Origin of the sequence: uncultured Porphyromonas sp. (genome assembly GCF_938023125.1) — a bacterium.
Lineage (GTDB): Bacteria > Bacteroidota > Bacteroidia > Bacteroidales > Porphyromonadaceae > Porphyromonas.
In genome coordinates, this window is record NZ_CALHDW010000003.1 from 74,117 (window position 1) to 89,981 (window position 15,865).

Here is a 15,865-nt window from a genome sequence, read left to right on the forward strand (position 1 = left end):
GATGCCTACCCATCTCGATATAATTGCAGCCCTAGAAGAAGTTTGCCCCTTGTCTCTACAGGAGACTTGGGACAATAGCGGCTGGCAAGTAGGTAACCCACAGCTCGAATGCACTGGGGCCATGCTTTCCGTAGAGGCAACCGAAGCCACTGTACAAGAGGCTCTGGAGGCCGGCTGTAATCTCCTTATTACCCATCATCCCCTACTCTTCCATCCTCTCAAACGCATCGGGTGTCAGACCTACCAAGAGCGCACCGTTGCTCTCGCCCTCAAGCATGATGTAGCCATCTATTCGGCTCATACCAATGCGGATAATGCAGCTAAAGGTATTAACTACTACCTAGCCGAGCGGCTACACCTGCAACAGATACGCGTCCTTGTAGCGCAGCCTTGCAACCTTTACAAGCTATCGGTTATGGTGCCCACCGCCTCTGCGCCCGAAGTGGAGAGTGCCATGTGTGCCGCAGGAGCAGGCAGATTGGGGTGCTACGATAGTTGTTCATTTTCGGTAGAGGGGCGAGGGCATTTTCGTCCATTGGAGGGAGCGAATCCCGCAATTGGCTCTCTAGGAGAACTGGAGGAGGTGATAGAAACTCAAATTTCTCTCCTTGTTGAGCCTCATCTCGTCCACAATGTAATACAAGCAATTTACGCCACTCATCCCTACGAAGTACCCGCTTACGAACTCATTTCGCTAGCAACTCCACAAAACAAAATTGGCACAGGTGTCATCGGCGAACTACCCCATCCCATAAGCGAAGAAGAGTTCCTAAAAAAAGTATCTCAGTGGCCTGAGGTTGAGCATGTTGCCTACTCTCGTCCTTTGGGGAAGGCGATCTCTCGCGTTGCTCTGTGCGGTGGAAGTGGAGGGAGTTTCCTATCCAATGCGATTGCACAGCATGCCGATGTGTACCTCACCGGCGAAGCAAAATACAACGACTACCTAGATGCGGCCGGTCATCTCCTCTTTGTCACCATCGGACATCACGAGAGCGAATCTGTTGCCCGCAGGCTATTTAGCGACATTATCTCGGCAAAATTCCCTAACTTTGTGCTTCGAGAGTCGTTGTACGACAATAATCCGGTTAATCACCTATAAGTAATATGGCAAAGAAAGAAACGCCAGCAAAGAAAGAACCTACCGCTCAAAAGCTGGAGGATGCCGCGTCGGTTGCCCAACAAGAAACCGCAGAAGAACGTGTAGCAAAGCGTCTCACCGCTTTGGCTCGCCTGCAGGCAACCCTATCGCGCATAGATGAAATTGAAATACTTCGTGGCGAACTTCCTCTCGAAGTTGAGAACATAGAGAATGACCTTGCTCAGTTGCAAACGCGTCTCGACAATACCGCATCTTCTGCCAAGACTCTATCTCAATCTGTGACTGCAGAGCGCAGCAAGATAGCTCAGTCTCGCGAGTTGCTCGACAAATACAAGGCTCAAATAGATAATGTTCGCAATAATCGCGAGTATGACAACCTCTCAAAAGAGATTGAATTCCAAGAGCTAGAGATTACCCTCAGCGAGAAGAAAATACGCGAATACACCCAAGAGCTGCAAGCTCGCAAGGCTGATATTGCAAAATACAAGGAACAATTCGAACTCCGTGCAGGCGACCTAAAGGCCAAGAAGTCGGAGCTTGATAGCATCATACAGGAGACACACGAAGACGAAGAAAAGCTGCGCAAAGAAGCGGCTAAGCAAGAAAAAGAGATCCAAGATCCCCGTGTGCTTGCTTTCTTCCACCGCATTCGCAATGGAGCTCGCAACGGACTAGCCGTTGTACCCATCGACCGTGAGTCTTGTGGCGGATGCTTCAATCGCATTCCCCCTCAGCGTCAGCTCGAAATCAAACTCCACAAAAAAGAGATTATTTGCGAGTATTGCGGACGTATCATTATCGACCCAGATCTACTCAAAATGCAATAAACACCTTTTGAGTATCTCCTCCTAATATAAATGTAGGGTGTATCAGAAGTAACAACTTTTGGTACGCCCTCTTTTTGTAAATTCGCCTTATGAAGACGAATCCTCAGATCTATCATCACCCCCTGATGCGCACCATGCGGCAAAGTATCCGTCGCTATCAACTCTTGGAGCCACACGCTTCGGTACTCGTAGCCCTAAGTGGAGGGGCTGATTCGGTGGCCCTACTACTTGCCTTACAGATTACTGAGTATCACCCAATTGCCATACATTGCAATTTCCATTTGAGGGGAGAAGAAAGCCTACGAGATGAGCAATTCTGCCGAGATCTCACAGCTCAATTGGGGATTGAATTAGAGGTGTATCACTTCGATACTCGTGCCTATGCCTCCACCCACCGGCTATCCGTGGAGGTGGCCGCTCGTGACCTCCGCTATCAAGTTTTTGAGCAAGAAGCCTCCAAACGGGGCATCGAAGCCATCGCCGTAGCCCATCACTTGCAAGACAATGTAGAGACCCTTTTGGGGAATCTCTCTCGGGGGACAGGGCTTACCGGGCTCCGTGGCATTCGCCCCCAACGTGGCTCAATTATCCGTCCTTTACTTGAGGTGCACCCCAAAGAAATACACGATTTTCTCGCTCTATTGGGACAATCGTTTTGTAGCGACAGCACCAATCAAGACACCTCCATCAAGCGAAATGCTATCCGTCATCGCATCATTCCTCTTTTCCAAGAACTCAATCCCCAATTCCTTACCACCTCCAGAAGCACACTGGCACACCTGCGGGACGCCGAGACTATATACCAAAAAGGCATCGAAGCACTACTTACAGAAGCACGTGTACCTCAGCCCTTTCCCATCACTTATACCGCTATATCAACCTATAAAGTAGAGAGCCTACTCCGCTCGGGCGTTGCCCATACCCTACTCCATTATATTATGGAGGGAAAAGGATTTTCTGCCGATGCAATCGAGCAATTTTCGGCACAACTCTCATCTTCGCAACCTGTTAGTATTACGGCAAACAACTATACATTGGAATGTCGCAAAGGGCTACTCCACCTCATCTCCAAACCTCCAAGAGAGAAAGAAGAAGCCGTGGAATACCTTCGCATAGACTCGAACCAAGGGGAGATAAGCACCTCCTACGGCATTTTTTCCTACTCCATCCACGAAAAGAATGAAGCTATCCCCACTTCTCCTCTCTCTATCGTGCTGGATTGGGATGCCCTAAGTCTGCACTGCTCTGATGCTAAAGGCGAGGTTACCCTCTCTATTTCCTCAATAGATCCGGAGGAAAAGATACAACCCTTTGGGCTTAAAGGGCGGAAAACGATCCATAAGATATTCAACGAAAAAGGGGTGGTACCGGCGCTCTTTTCTTCCATCCCCCTACTTCGGGCTTGTGAGCAACCGCTCTGGTTAGTGCCCCTACAGCGCACGGAGGCTTTTACTGTCACCCCCGACACCCATTGTTATCTACAACTCACCTACTCCCCTATCGTGGAATAAAGGATACCCATCTGAATGCAACTCCTTAATGTGAAAAGCAACCATAGTATAAAGGCTATATGAAGAATTATTCAGGGAAACTACAGCAACTGTTATATTTGATAACATCTCTCCTGGTGGTCATGGCCGTAAGTCTGAGCAGAGACGGAAAAGTCTTAGGACGAGATCTGAAGCAGCAACAAGAAGAGGCTACTAAGACGGACACAATGACCCTTCTTAACGATGGTTCTATACGATTAAATACTACGGAACTAGGGAAAGACATCATAGGCTATGCAGGTACCGTACCTTTGGAAATCACTTTGCAAGATGGTAGAATTAAAAGTGTCAATCCCCTCCCAAATTCAGAGACACCCGAATTCTTTGAGTCGGCATCAGTACTTCTTAGTGAGTGGGATGGACTGACCCTAGAGGAGGCACAGCAGCTGAAGGTAGACGGAGTATCCGGTGCAACATTCTCATCAAAGGCTATCATCGAGAACGTGCAGCGAGGACTTCAGTACGCGGCGAATAATCCCGTAAAGGGATCAATCTGGTCAGATTTCGACCTTTCTGCTAAGGCTATAGCCGGACTAATCGTCGTACTCTTAGCGGCCATTGTACCGCTTTTTGTTCGAGATAAACGCTACCGGATAGCTCAGCAAATCCTTAATGTTGTCGTACTCGGTTTCTGGTGCGGCTCGTTTCTGAACTACACATCAATGATCAGCTATATGTCAAATGGGATGAATGTAGTAGCGCTAATCATACCGGTTATCATGCTTATTACCGCCTTTGTGTATCCCCTTTTTGGCAAGAAATCATACTACTGTACGCACGTGTGTCCGTTTGGCTCATTGCAAGAGCTAGCAGGGAAATGCGTAAAATACAAGATCAAAATGAAGCCAAAGACGATCAAACTCTTGGATATATTTCGTCAGGTCTTATGGGCCGTACTCATGCTATGCCTATGGACCGGCATATGGTTCGATTGGATCGATTACGAGCCCTTCTCTGCCTTTATCTTCCAATCAGCCTCATGGGTGGTCATTGCCATTGCTATCCTGTTTGTAGGCCTCTCCACAGTGCTTATGCGCCCCTACTGTAGCTTTGTTTGTCCCACAGGTTATCTCCTTAAGTGCAGTCAATATTCAACTCCCCAAAACAAAAAATAAACGATATGAAGACTTCAACGATTCTCAATGTAACACTCGCTATTGCACTTGTATTCCTCTGCTATAAGCTTGCAGTAACCGAGGGTAAGAGGGCTCAAAAACAGGAAACCTCTGAGGTGGTTCTCAATAATATTCTCGAGCGCACATCTGTCCGCTCCTATCTAGACAAGTCTATCGAAGATGATAAGATTGAAAAGCTGCTCCGGGCCGGGATGGCAGCTCCAACGGCCGTAAACAAACAGCCCTGGCACTTTGTCGTTGTTACGGATAAGAGTTTGCTACAAAAGCTTGCTAAGGCCAATCCCTACGCAGAGATGGTGGCTAGAGCTCCGCTAGCTATCGTGGTCTGTGGCGACATGACCAAGGCGCTCGATGGCAACGCCCGTGAGTTTTGGGTTCAAGATTGCTCTGCAGCTTCAGAGAATATTCTCCTAGCTGCTACCGGGCTGGGACTAGGATCCGTATGGACCGGCACCTACCCTTCAGAAGAGCGCTGCGCCGCTGTATCTGAGGTGCTTGGGCTCCCCGAGACTTTAATCCCGCTGAATACCATTGTTATAGGTTACCCTGATGGTGAGGTAACCCCCAAAGACAAATGGCAGGAGAGCAACATCTCCTACAATATGTACAACGAGGAATAAAGAGAATCCAGAGATATGCCTCCGATGATTGTGGGAGGCAGAGACTGAGATCTTAAACTAACACAATAAAAGTCTGCCCCAAGTGCCTATCACACAACGGATAGATACTTGGGACAGAACCTTATAATAGAGTAAAGATTACTCCGTAGGGGGCAAAATACTCGTCGGGATATTCTTGGTATTCTTGACGCCCAATTCCCGTAATTGCTCCATCTGATGGATAAAGTTTCCTCGCCCCTCGCTCAATTGCCCTCGTGCCTTGCGCAGGCTCTCTGTTGCCTTTACCATCTTCTCTTCCGTCTCTACAAGCGTAGCTGCATAAATGCAAAACTTGTCGTACATGGAACTGGCACGCTGTACAATCTCTTCCACATTTTTAATTTGACGATCGCGCTGCCACATATCTTGCGCCATGCGCAGCACGGCGATCAAATTGGTACCATTAATGAGCACAACCCCCTTTGCGTATGCCGATTCCCAGAGAGAGGAGTCTTGCATGAGAGCCAGAGTATAAGCCGGTTCATTGGGGATAAATAGTACGACAAAGTCGGGAGCCCCCTTTACAAACTCGGGATAACGCTTGGCCGATAGTTCCATAATATGCTTGCGCACACTATCGAGATGCTCTTGAGCAAAACGCTTACGCTCCTCATCATCTTCCGTGGCAGCATATCTGCTATAAGCCGTAAGACTGACCTTACTATCGATCACCATGGCTCCACCATTGGGGTAGCGCACGATCACATCGGGGCGCAGAGCACTTCTCTCACCCGCAGGATGCACAACGTCTCCCTGCTCATCTCGCAACGTCTCTTGCACCATATACTCCTCACCACGCCGCAAGCCACTTGACTGCAAAATGTTCTCAAGAATCATCTCGCCCCAGTCCCCCTGCACTTTGCTATCCCCCTTGAGGGCTTTGATAAGAGCATTCGTCTCGGTACTTAGCGTGCCGCTCTGCTGCATTAGATCTCGGATGGTACTTTGCAGCGAGATACGCTCGCGCGACTCAGCACTATAGGTCTCCTCCACCCTCTTGCCAAGGCGTTCTATATCCTCCCGGAGGGGGCGAAGGGTCTCCTCGTTGCGTACTCCTAAGGTTTTGGAGCGCTCTTCTACAATCTGCGTCGCAATCTCTTTGAACTGCAATTGAAGCTCTTTGGCTTGGTCTTGATTCTTCTGCCTTGCCTCCTCAAGTGCACGTTGCAGATGCTGGCACTCTACCTGCCAACGATAGCTCTCATGCTCTAGGTTCTCCTTTTCGTTCCTCAATTGCTCAAGGGAGCTTTGCCTTTGCTCACGCTCCTCGGTTACTCTTCGGATTTCCTCCTTTTGCATAGCGATAAGAGTGCGATTCGCTACCACCTCTGCTTGCTCTTGCTCCCTTTTTTCCCTGATTGACAAAGAAATACGATGTTCTCTCAGAAGCAAAAAACAAAGACAAACAACAACGATAATCGCTGCGATAAGGGAATATATCATACTGCTTTAGGGTATTACTCTACAGACTTCAAAGGTACAATATTCCACCCCATCTGACCTATAAATACACACTTTATAGCAATTTGTGTACCTATCTGTACCCTCAATTCATAAATAAGAGCTACTTTTGCACAGCTAAAGAATAACTGTGCATGAATACGTACACGAACGACGATATAAATAGAAACCTACTAAAGGTAATCGAAGATACCTTCAAAGAGTGTTTTGACTTACCAGCATTTACCGACTACGATACGGACGAAACATTCACCTATGGTAACGCTGCCCAAGAGATTGCACGCCTCCATGCCCTCTTCCGTACTGCAGATATAAAAGCCGGAGACAAGGTGGCCCTCATGGGAGCGGACTCGGCTCGCTGGTGCATTATATTTATTGCCACTATTACCTATGGTGCGGTCATTGTACCCATCCTGCAAGACTTCAATCCTCAGGATGCTGAGCGTATTATTGATCATAGCGACTCCCGTGTTCTGTTCCTAGACCAGAAGCTCCGCACCGCTATCGACCTCGATCATTGCCCCCAGGTAGAGATACTGATGGGGATAGAAGAGCTGGATATAGTACGCATCACTAAGCAAGATGAGGGGTACGAAAATACTATAAGGGAGTCTATTGCTCACCGCGAGCGATGGAAACTCTACACCGAGGGCGGTAACTTCGACCGTGAGAGCATCTGCTTTGCTCAGCGAGACAATAGCGAGGTAATGTACATCAACTACACAAGTGGTACTACAGGGGTAAGTAAGGGTGTACTTCTTACCGGACAAAACATAGCGGGTAATGCCCTCTATGCTCACCGACTCGACCTCATGTATCGGGGGCATCGCGAGCTCTGCTTCTTGCCTCTAGCACACGCCTACAGCTGTGCATTCAATTTGGTAACCCCCATCACCATGGGGGCGCACGTGACCATATTGGGCAAAGTTCCCTCTCCCCGTGTTATCATGGCCGCCTTTACCAAGGTACGCCCACAACTCATCATAACCGTTCCCCTCATCCTGGAGAAGATCTACAAGCAGGCAATTGCTCCCAAGCTAGAGCAACCTCTTATTAAGTTCCTCACCCACATACCCGGGGTCAAAAGCATCGTATACAAGAGCATCCGACGCAAACTCGAGCAGGCACTAGGGGGAGAGTTTTACGAAGTAATTGTAGGTGGAGCCGCCCTATCGGAGCAGGTGGGTCGCTTCCTAAAGAAGATCCATTTCCCCCTAACAGTAGGGTATGGGATGACCGAGTGCGGCCCCCTTATCAGCTACGAAAACCACAAACGCTGGGTAGCCGGGAGCTGTGGCAAGCCCCTCAGCACCATGGAAGTACGCATCGTACGCGAAGAAGGCGCCCCCCTCAATACCCCCGGAGAGATACAAGTACGAGGCATGAATGTATGCCAGGGATACTATAAAAATCCGGAAGCCAATGAGCAGCTCTTCACCTCCGATGGCTGGATGCATACGGGCGACCTCGGCACCTTAGACCGCCACAACAACCTATACATACGTGGGCGCTCTAAGACCATGATCCTCTCCAGCAATGGGCAGAATATCTATCCCGAGGAGATCGAAGAAAAGATCAACGGCTTCGCCCTCGTGGCAGAGAGCCTAGTGGTACGTAGAGGCGACCGACTCGTAGCCCTTATCGTACCCGATCCCGAGGTAGCCCAACGCGAAGGACTCAGCCCCGAGGCCGCTTGGCAGCGAATTGAAGAGTTCCGAGCACAACTCAACAATCAAGTAGCTGCCTACGAAAAGGTCACTCGCTTTATTCTACAAGAAGAGCCTTTTGTAAAGACTCCCAAACGAAGCATTAAACGATTCCTCTACGAAGAGAAGAATGGCTAACATGCCTAGCCGGTAGGCCTGCATTATATGGAAAGAGGCAATTCCCCCTACGGAGTTGCCTCTTCTTGTTTTCTCTTCCCTCTAGGAAGGCAATAGTTCCTGAGAATCTTATTGATCCCCAAAGGGCTTTTCTTTTCCACCCAAAACGACTCCCCTATTCCAGCCAAAAACACCTTCCCATTCTGCCTGAAAAATCTCAGAATTCTACCCTAAAAATCTTTTGCTACAGGCCTAGAATTAAAATTTTCTTGGGCAGAGTTTCATCCCCCTCTCCCAAAGCTTCCCAAGCCTGGCAGTAGCTGAGAGGGTATTTTGCCTCCACTTTCCATTCAAACGAGGGCAAGAGCAAAAAAATCTGATCTACAGAGAAAAAATTCTTTTCCTCCATAAAAAACTAAAAACCAAATATATAGGACATAAGCAACCCCTTAGACGCTAGTCGGAACGCAAAAAAGTTCCCCCAAGGGTATTGCGCATTAGAAATTAAGTAGTACCTTTGCATTCGGAAATCGATAACGCCTATTAGGACTGGCCGATTAGCTCAACTGAATAGAGCATCTGACTACGGATCAGAAGGTTGCAGGTTTGAATCCTGCATCGGTCACTATCGAGAAGCGGGAGAGGCGATTCCCAAAAAAGTCACCAAGTAAGGTGCATGACTCCGTAGCTCAGTTGGTAGAGCAACTGACTCTTAATCAGTGGGTCGAGAGTTCGAGCCTCTCCGGGGTCACCATCTGACAAACAAATTTTAGCCCTCAACACTGAGGGCTTTTTTGTTGCCCTAATGAGTGGTGGGGATTCTTCTCTCCCTACACTAGTGGAGCCCTCTTGCGCCCTCAAGGGCAACAAAAACAATATCACCTATACTTCCCTATTCCACTCTGCTCTTCTCTTCCTTTAGTAGTTCAAGGGGCTCTCTTTGTACTATTTCCTCTCGGCTCTCTTCTCTACAAGCCCAAGAGAAGGATGAATCAGGGCACAAAAAAGGGGTAGAAACAAATCTACCCCTCTCTCTATATACATACCCATCCTAAGCGGGAATACCCCTGCTAGTAGGGCTGAGATCAGAATTCCAATTCGAGCCCGATCTGAAGTTCTTCGGGAGCAAAGCGGACACCAAAGCCCTTTGTACCCATACCGGGTTCCTCTCCCATGCCAAAATTATCGCGGTAGCCAACAAAGCCTAAGCGTAGGCACAAGCAGAGCCCCTCCGTAAGGTCAATACAAGCCCCTGGACGCACTCCTACCTCCCAACCGTGCGTTGTAGTCGTTCTGTTGAGAACATCCTTGGTGAGCGTCATATTCCATCCAACACAACCATCGAGGTAGAGATTGAAGGGTAGACGGTGCAAATAATAATAACGCACAAAGGGAGTTACCCCTACGCCGTGCTGACCATCTTCGAACTCGTAGGCAAAAAAAGCTCCAGCCCCCCAAGTGTCATTGAATAAATATCCTGCCTCCGGTCGGAAAGAGAAGGTACTTTTTTGGTTATCGGTATTATACCAGTAGTTGAGACTTCCTCCCACAAAGACCCTACCATCGTGACTATGATCATGAGACTCTGTATGAGGGAATCTCTGAGATTGGGCACTCAAAGTGAGCACAGGGATAAGAGCGACAAAGAGACTAAAGAGAACTTTTTTTACCATATATACGGAACTTAAAAGGTGAATAATACAGGTGAAAGGGTTACTCTATCCTCTAGAAGTAGTACTTCATCTTGGACGAGTCGTTTTGACGGAATGCCTTGTAAGGCTCACTCTTGGCTAAGAGATTCTTCTTCTGGAGACCGCCAAAGAGCTTTGTGGCCAACTTGCCTGCTAGGGTCTTGGCATTAGCCAACTCCGAGAGATAATCCTCTATCGAATACTTACGAAAGTGGAGGATTCCCTCCAAGGCATCTCCGTCGGAAAAATAACCGCCATAGCGATTGTATGTAGCAAAAGTGCGCTCGGGGAAGTCCATTTCGCCCCAACCAATCGTAGAGAAGAGACGAGAAAGGAAGTCCGAGTAGATGGCACGGCACGTAGAGCCCCCACCCACATTGAAGATTTTATTCCAGAGAGAAGAGCGATGCTGATAGCTCTCTACAAGGGCGAAAGCCAAGTCCTCGGCATGTACAAACTCAAGGTGTGACTCAAGAGGCATCAAGAAGATTTCGCCATCCATATCCTCCATCTCTGTCCCCATCACAATACCAGGGCGGAAGATAGTCCACTCTAGCGAGCTATCCTGTACGAACTTCTCTGCTTGTATGCGTGTAAGTGCCGAGAAGTTGCCAATGGAGGGAGCCAAGAAATCGTCTGTACGGAGCATGGGTACAGAGAGTCTATCTCCATATACCTCAATAGAGGAGAGCATGACCAAATAGGCCTGGGGAGAATAATGCTCGAGATTCTCGATAAGGAAACGAGTTCCCAAGGCATTAACCTCCTCAGCAAGAGTGTATTTCTTACAAGCCGTTTGCGAAGAGAGAAAACCGCAATGGATTACAAAATCTTGCCCTTTGACCACCTCTACCGTATCTGCCGGTAGAGCGAGATTGCCATAGACAACGTTTATTTCTTCGTGAAGAGGCTCAAGTAGCGTCTGTGAGCGACTCTTTTTTATATCAAAAACAGTGATATTGAATTTATCTTTGCGTGCCAATAATTGCTTCAGCACATAACGACCGATCTCGGTACTAGCTCCCACTAGGAGCACATTGGTCTTATCGTTCATAATGATTCTCTCTAGTTATTTTGCTTCAAATATACGCAATAGTTGGCAGGCATGAGCTATTCTACCCAAAATAGGGGAGATAAACATGGCTCTATGCCCTCCATAATAATCGAAAGTTAGGATAAAAGACCTCCCCGCCCACCCGAAGGCGAGGAGGTGATAAGGTTTAATTAATACTCAAGAAGAGTGTGGGATGCAAAGCCGGGTAGGGAAGCAAAGGCCTCCACAATAGTGGTTTCGCCCACAAGTGTGCGAGCACAATTGATCACACCCCCATGACAAAAAAGCAATATATGCCGGTAGCCCTCTTGCTTTTTCTCATCCAAGAAGGCACGCACCCTCTCTTGCTGATCGCCCAAGGACTCCCCTCCGGGGGTTCGATGATCCACGTAATATCTAAAAAACGCCGGGATGTCTTGGGTGGTCAGGATCTCGCTCCAAGGCTTCCCCTCCCAGGCTCCAAAGTTCATCTCACGCAAGCGATCATCTCGCACGGCATCGCCATATCCACAGTAGGTAGCTAGCTTTACAGCCCTCCGGAGAGGACTTGTAAAGACTCCATCGGGATGCAGATCTGCAATACGAGCTTTCGCCCCTTCAGCCTCTTGCTCAAAGGTAGGATTCACCTCTACATCAAGAGCTCCGTAGCAAGTAAAATTGCCATCTAACTCCACAGAAGTGTGACGTACTAAACTAACTTTCATAGGGATAAGGTTTTGCTAAACGAACTGATCAAGAAAAGCGCTTTTTGCCGTCAAAAGATCCCTTACGCCCCTTTTTCTTAGCATCGAAAGAGCGATGCTCTTCTCTACTTCCACGGGCAGAAGGGTGCTCGTCTTCTCTATCTTTGCGAAACTTTGCAGGGCGACCGCCTACGGTTTTAGGCTTCCCCATGGGAGCAAATCCATCGGTACGACGATCCTTTTTTGCTCCTGTATTCTTGGGGCGAGCGCGATAAGAGCGATCATTATCCTCGTCTACATCAATGTATTCTCGGCCAATTCGTACAGAAGCCTGCTCAGCAATGCGCTGTTTTTGCTCGGCTGCCATATCACGGAGTAAGTCGCGCACGGGAAGCTCCTCCCCATCCAATTCTACGACATCGTCCTCTGAGACTACATCGCTCAGCTCAGCTCGATCTCCATTGATCCAAACACGCCCCTCTTCTATTAGGGATTCTACTTCTCTGCGAGAGCCTAAGCCCGTATCGCTTAGGAATTTATTGATTCTCACATTCATGGGAAACAGGTTGTTCGCTTGTTATTGATTGTATTTGATGAATGATTGATAAAAGAGTATTCTCCTCCGTATGGATCGAAGGAACATCTATGAGAGGGGTATCCATCAAGCGGGCAAGATAGGCCATCGAATTATCTACCGACACAAGACAAGAGAGCTGTGATAGGTAGGCCAATTCGTGAGCAAATGAGAGTCCGGTGATGAAATTGACCCCTCGAGGTAGCAACTCAAAAAGGGTGCTATACTTAGAATACAACTCCTTTTTGATTCCAAGAAGATAAAACGTGGCGCGTGGGAATGCCTCCCGAAGCGCAGTAATAAGCCCTGCTGTATGCTCAAAATCAACTTGGTCGGGCTGCTCGCCTTGCAATGGAGCAATCCCAATGGAAAAAGGATTAGGGTGAATCTCAGGGTAATGGATTCTAGGGAATGAGGGATAAGGTACTTGCACATGAAGCCCCGCACGAGCAAAAGTATCTGCAAATAACGAAAGCATCTGCTCTGCATCCGACAGAGGAATATGCTCTTGACAGCGCTTTATCACAGCACTTTTGGCGATACGTGTACAGCGAATCCGAGCCCGACAGCAACGGAGGCGACGGCACAAAAAGCGACCGCGCCAGCTACGCTGCAAGTCGACGATCGCATCGAACCGGTCGTATATCAGTTTGTTAGACAAAGATATAAGCCCAAATAACGTGCGATCGGAGTGCTTAATATCTATAGCCATTGCCTCCAAATTGTGCGGAGGACTAACCAGAATCCCCGTAATAGAAGGCTTCATGAGATAGGTAAAGCGATGCTCAGGATACTGCTTAGCCACGGCATAGACCAGCCTAAGGCTAAGGGCAACATCCCCCAACGAAGAGGTGCGAACAATCAGATAGTGCGCCATGGACGTAGTATAGATTGAGTGATCAGCTTGCCTCTATTCTCCCCTCTGGTGAAGTCTCTCTAATAAAAGAAAAGTGACAAATGGAAGTGCCCTAGGAAGGAAACCGACAGGGCGGGAAAATCCATTTATCACTCTTATTTGCTTATAGGAATGCAGCTATTTGGGGAAACTAATCGCAAAAGACTTCCTTCTTAGCCGCCTTGAGGGTGTTCATCATGAGCGATACAATCGTCATGGGTCCTACCCCTCCGGGCACTGGAGTAATGTAGGAGCAAAGTGGAGCAACCTCGTCGAACTTCACGTCTCCCACTAGGCGAGCGCCACTCTTTTTGGTAGCATCGGGCACTCGTGTTGTACCCACATCCACCAAAACAGCTCCCTTCTTTACCATATCGGCTGTCACGAACTCGGGACTACCAAGTGCCGCAATAATGATGTCGGCAGATAGGCACACCTCCTTAATATTGGGAGTGCGACTATGGCATACGGTTACCGTACAATCTCCGGGCTCTCCCTTCTGCATAAGGAGTTGGGCAATGGGCTTTCCTACAATATTGCTACGCCCTAGTACCACACAGTGCTTTCCTCTTGTGGGGATGGCATAACGGCGCAACAGCTCTACAATACCTTGGGGAGTAGCTGAGACGAAGCAGGGCAAACCGATGCTCATACGTCCCACGTTGATTGGATGGAAGCCATCCACATCCTTACGGTAATCAATACGCTCAATCACCTTTTGCTCATCAATATGCTTGGGCAAGGGGAGCTGAATGATAAAGCCATCCACGCTGTCATCGCTGTTTAGACGATCGATCTCTTGGAGCAATCTCTCCTCCGTCACATCGCTATCGAAGCGGATAAGAGAAGAACCAAAGCCTACCTCTTCGCAGCTTTTTACCTTAGAGGCCATGTAAGCTTCGCTCCCACCATCATGCCCTACCAATATGGCAGAGAGGTGAGGACGACGCCCCGTATTTTTCACCATTTCGGCAACTTCGCGAGCAATCTCTTGCTTTATTTCTGTCGAGATCTTACGACCATCTAGTATTTGATACATTGGATCCATAGTTGTATTGTTGTTTATTATTTACGACGCATACGTGCCATCTGCTTGGGGTTGCTACCCATAGCCTGCACCGTTTTCATCATCTTTCGTGCTTGATCAAACTGGGTAATCAGTTTATTTACATCCTGCACGGTGGTACCACTCCCCTTGGCAATACGCTTACGGCGCTGCCCATTGAGCAGGCTGGGATGCGAGCGCTCCTCGGGAGTCATGGAGTAGATAATAGCTTCGATTCCCTTAAAAGCGTCATCATCGATATCGATATCCTTGATGGCTTTTCCCACACCGGGGATCATGGAAACGAGGTCTCTGATATTCCCCATCTTCTTGATTTGATGGATCTGTTTGAGGAAGTCGTTAAAGTCGAATTGGTCTTTGGCGATGCGTTGCTCTAGGCGACGAGCCTCTTGTTCGTCGTACTGTTGCTGGGCACGTTCCACAAGAGAAACGATGTCACCCATACCAAGGATACGATCGGCCATACGCTCCGGATGGAAAACATCGAGAGCATCCATCCCTTCTCCGGTACCAACAAACTTAATTGGCTTGGTCACTACGGTGCGGATAGAGAGGGCAGCCCCGCCTCGTGTATCCCCATCAAGCTTGGTCAAAACAACGCCGTCAAAGTCAAGACGATCATTGAATTCTTTTGCTGTATTTACGGCGTCCTGACCCGTCATCGAGTCCACAACGAAGAGCACTTCGTCCGGGTTGATCGCAGCCTTGATGGCTGCAATCTCTTGCATCATCTCCTCATCTACGGCAAGACGGCCTGCAGTATCCACAATAACAACATCGTGACCGTGCTCACGAGCATAGGCAACCCCACGCTCTGCTATCTGCACAGGCTTCTTGTTGTCTTCCTCGGCATATACGGGGATATTGAGTTGCTCGCCTAGGACCTTTAGCTGATCGATAGCAGCAGGGCGGTACACGTCACAAGCAACAAGAAGGGGATTTTTATGGCGTTGCGTCTTGAGCAACTTGGCAAGCTTACCCGAGAAGGTGGTTTTACCCGACCCCTGAAGCCCCGACATAAGCACCACAGCGGGCGAGCCCTGTAGACGCAATTCCACAGCTTCTCCCCCCATGAGGCGAGCCAACTCGTCGTGTACGATTTTTACCATCATCTCGCTAGGGCGTACAGCCGTGAGCACATTACGCCCAAGAGCTGTCTCCTTAACGGTATCGGTAAACTTCTTTGCTACGTTGTAATTAACGTCGGCATCAAGTAGAGCACGGCGCACATCTTTTAGCGTTTCGGCTACATTGATCTCGGTGATGCGGCCTTCACCTTTGAGGTTTTTGAAGGATCTTTCTAAGCGTTCGCTGAGATTCTCAAACATATATCGGGATGTTGTTTAT

At 48.6% G+C, this 15,865-nt stretch carries 14 protein-coding genes and 2 tRNA genes; 8 read left to right on the forward strand and 8 right to left on the reverse strand.

Annotation, left to right across the window (positions count from 1 at the left end):
• Position 1 precedes the first annotated feature (1 nt).
• The 5 genes from Q0090_RS01080 to Q0090_RS01100 all read left to right on the forward strand — a co-directional run bounded on the left by Q0090_RS01080 (position 2) and on the right by Q0090_RS01100 (position 5,232).
• A complete protein-coding gene (locus Q0090_RS01080; RefSeq protein WP_297946635.1) occupies positions 2-1,099 on the forward strand; it encodes a Nif3-like dinuclear metal center hexameric protein in 1,098 nt (365 codons plus the stop codon).
• A gap of 5 nt (positions 1,100-1,104) precedes the next feature.
• Positions 1,105-1,926, forward strand: a complete 822-nt coding sequence (locus Q0090_RS01085) for a C4-type zinc ribbon domain-containing protein (RefSeq protein ID WP_297946637.1) — start codon at positions 1,105-1,107, stop codon at positions 1,924-1,926.
• Positions 1,927-2,015: 89 nt separating this feature from the next.
• Positions 2,016-3,437, forward strand: coding sequence for a tRNA lysidine(34) synthetase TilS (gene tilS, locus Q0090_RS01090; protein WP_297946640.1), 1,422 nt, complete (start codon positions 2,016-2,018; stop codon positions 3,435-3,437).
• Between the two features lie 59 nt (positions 3,438-3,496).
• Complete coding sequence (locus Q0090_RS01095) at positions 3,497-4,591, forward strand: FMN-binding protein (RefSeq protein WP_297946642.1); 1,095 nt, start codon at positions 3,497-3,499, stop codon at positions 4,589-4,591.
• 5 nt (positions 4,592-4,596) lie between these two features.
• Positions 4,597-5,232, forward strand: coding sequence for a nitroreductase family protein (locus tag Q0090_RS01100; protein WP_297946644.1), 636 nt, complete (start codon positions 4,597-4,599; stop codon positions 5,230-5,232).
• Between the two features lie 138 nt (positions 5,233-5,370).
• Here Q0090_RS01100 and rmuC read toward each other — a convergent pair whose 3' ends face one another.
• Positions 5,371-6,714, reverse strand: a complete 1,344-nt coding sequence (gene rmuC / locus Q0090_RS01105; RefSeq protein WP_297946646.1) for a DNA recombination protein RmuC — start codon at positions 6,712-6,714, stop codon at positions 5,371-5,373.
• Positions 6,715-6,866: 152 nt separating this feature from the next.
• Between rmuC and Q0090_RS01110 the strand changes: the two genes are divergently transcribed.
• The 3 genes from Q0090_RS01110 (at position 6,867) to Q0090_RS01120 (ending at position 9,309) form a co-directional block, all read left to right on the forward strand.
• A complete protein-coding gene (locus tag Q0090_RS01110) occupies positions 6,867-8,576 on the forward strand; it encodes an AMP-binding protein (RefSeq protein ID WP_297946648.1) in 1,710 nt (569 codons plus the stop codon).
• Between the two features lie 530 nt (positions 8,577-9,106).
• Positions 9,107-9,180: transfer RNA gene (locus tag Q0090_RS01115), tRNA-Arg, on the forward strand.
• Between the two features lie 53 nt (positions 9,181-9,233).
• Positions 9,234-9,309: transfer RNA gene (locus tag Q0090_RS01120), tRNA-Lys, on the forward strand.
• Between the two features lie 331 nt (positions 9,310-9,640).
• Here the strand turns inward: Q0090_RS01120 and Q0090_RS01125 are convergent.
• From Q0090_RS01125 to ffh, 7 genes are all read right to left on the reverse strand, one after another.
• Positions 9,641-10,228: a hypothetical protein gene (locus Q0090_RS01125; RefSeq protein WP_297946650.1), complete on the reverse strand. Its 588-nt coding sequence runs from the start codon at positions 10,226-10,228 to the stop codon at positions 9,641-9,643.
• A gap of 52 nt (positions 10,229-10,280) precedes the next feature.
• A complete protein-coding gene (locus Q0090_RS01130) occupies positions 10,281-11,300 on the reverse strand; it encodes an NAD-dependent epimerase/dehydratase family protein (RefSeq protein ID WP_297946652.1) in 1,020 nt (339 codons plus the stop codon).
• A 170-nt stretch (positions 11,301-11,470) separates the two neighbouring features.
• Positions 11,471-12,004, reverse strand: a complete 534-nt coding sequence (locus Q0090_RS01135; protein WP_297946654.1) for a histidine phosphatase family protein — start codon at positions 12,002-12,004, stop codon at positions 11,471-11,473.
• A 28-nt stretch (positions 12,005-12,032) separates the two neighbouring features.
• The gene (locus tag Q0090_RS01140) at positions 12,033-12,539 is read right to left on the reverse strand and encodes a S4 domain-containing protein (RefSeq protein WP_297946656.1); all 507 of its coding nucleotides are present in this window, start codon (positions 12,537-12,539) and stop codon (positions 12,033-12,035) included.
• Complete coding sequence (locus Q0090_RS01145) at positions 12,520-13,434, reverse strand: hypothetical protein (protein WP_297946658.1); 915 nt, start codon at positions 13,432-13,434, stop codon at positions 12,520-12,522. Before Q0090_RS01145 ends, Q0090_RS01140 begins: the two co-directional genes overlap by 20 nt.
• Positions 13,435-13,603: 169 nt before the next feature.
• Entirely contained in the window at positions 13,604-14,500 is an 897-nt protein-coding gene (folD, locus tag Q0090_RS01150; RefSeq protein WP_297946660.1) for a bifunctional methylenetetrahydrofolate dehydrogenase/methenyltetrahydrofolate cyclohydrolase FolD, read from the reverse strand.
• Between the two features lie 17 nt (positions 14,501-14,517).
• On the reverse strand, positions 14,518-15,846 hold the full coding sequence (gene ffh / locus Q0090_RS01155; RefSeq protein WP_297946662.1) for a signal recognition particle protein: 1,329 nt from the start codon (positions 15,844-15,846) through the stop codon (positions 14,518-14,520).
• Positions 15,847-15,865 lie beyond the last annotated feature (19 nt).

Coding starts and splice junctions, on each gene's coding strand:
- Q0090_RS01080 (WP_297946635.1), top strand. CDS start 2: ATGCCTACCCATCTCGATATAATTGCAGCCCTAGAAGAAGTTTGCCCC.
- Q0090_RS01085 (WP_297946637.1), top strand. CDS start 1,105: ATGGCAAAGAAAGAAACGCCAGCAAAGAAAGAACCTACCGCTCAAAAG.
- tilS (WP_297946640.1), top strand. CDS start 2,016: ATGAAGACGAATCCTCAGATCTATCATCACCCCCTGATGCGCACCATG.
- Q0090_RS01095 (WP_297946642.1), top strand. CDS start 3,497: ATGAAGAATTATTCAGGGAAACTACAGCAACTGTTATATTTGATAACA.
- Q0090_RS01100 (WP_297946644.1), top strand. CDS start 4,597: ATGAAGACTTCAACGATTCTCAATGTAACACTCGCTATTGCACTTGTA.
- rmuC (WP_297946646.1), bottom strand. CDS start 6,714: ATGATATATTCCCTTATCGCAGCGATTATCGTTGTTGTTTGTCTTTGT.
- Q0090_RS01110 (WP_297946648.1), top strand. CDS start 6,867: ATGAATACGTACACGAACGACGATATAAATAGAAACCTACTAAAGGTA.
- Q0090_RS01125 (WP_297946650.1), bottom strand. CDS start 10,228: ATGGTAAAAAAAGTTCTCTTTAGTCTCTTTGTCGCTCTTATCCCTGTG.
- Q0090_RS01130 (WP_297946652.1), bottom strand. CDS start 11,300: ATGAACGATAAGACCAATGTGCTCCTAGTGGGAGCTAGTACCGAGATC.
- Q0090_RS01135 (WP_297946654.1), bottom strand. CDS start 12,004: ATGAAAGTTAGTTTAGTACGTCACACTTCTGTGGAGTTAGATGGCAAT.
- Q0090_RS01140 (WP_297946656.1), bottom strand. CDS start 12,539: ATGAATGTGAGAATCAATAAATTCCTAAGCGATACGGGCTTAGGCTCT.
- Q0090_RS01145 (WP_297946658.1), bottom strand. CDS start 13,434: ATGGCGCACTATCTGATTGTTCGCACCTCTTCGTTGGGGGATGTTGCC.
- folD (WP_297946660.1), bottom strand. CDS start 14,500: ATGGATCCAATGTATCAAATACTAGATGGTCGTAAGATCTCGACAGAA.
- ffh (WP_297946662.1), bottom strand. CDS start 15,846: ATGTTTGAGAATCTCAGCGAACGCTTAGAAAGATCCTTCAAAAACCTC.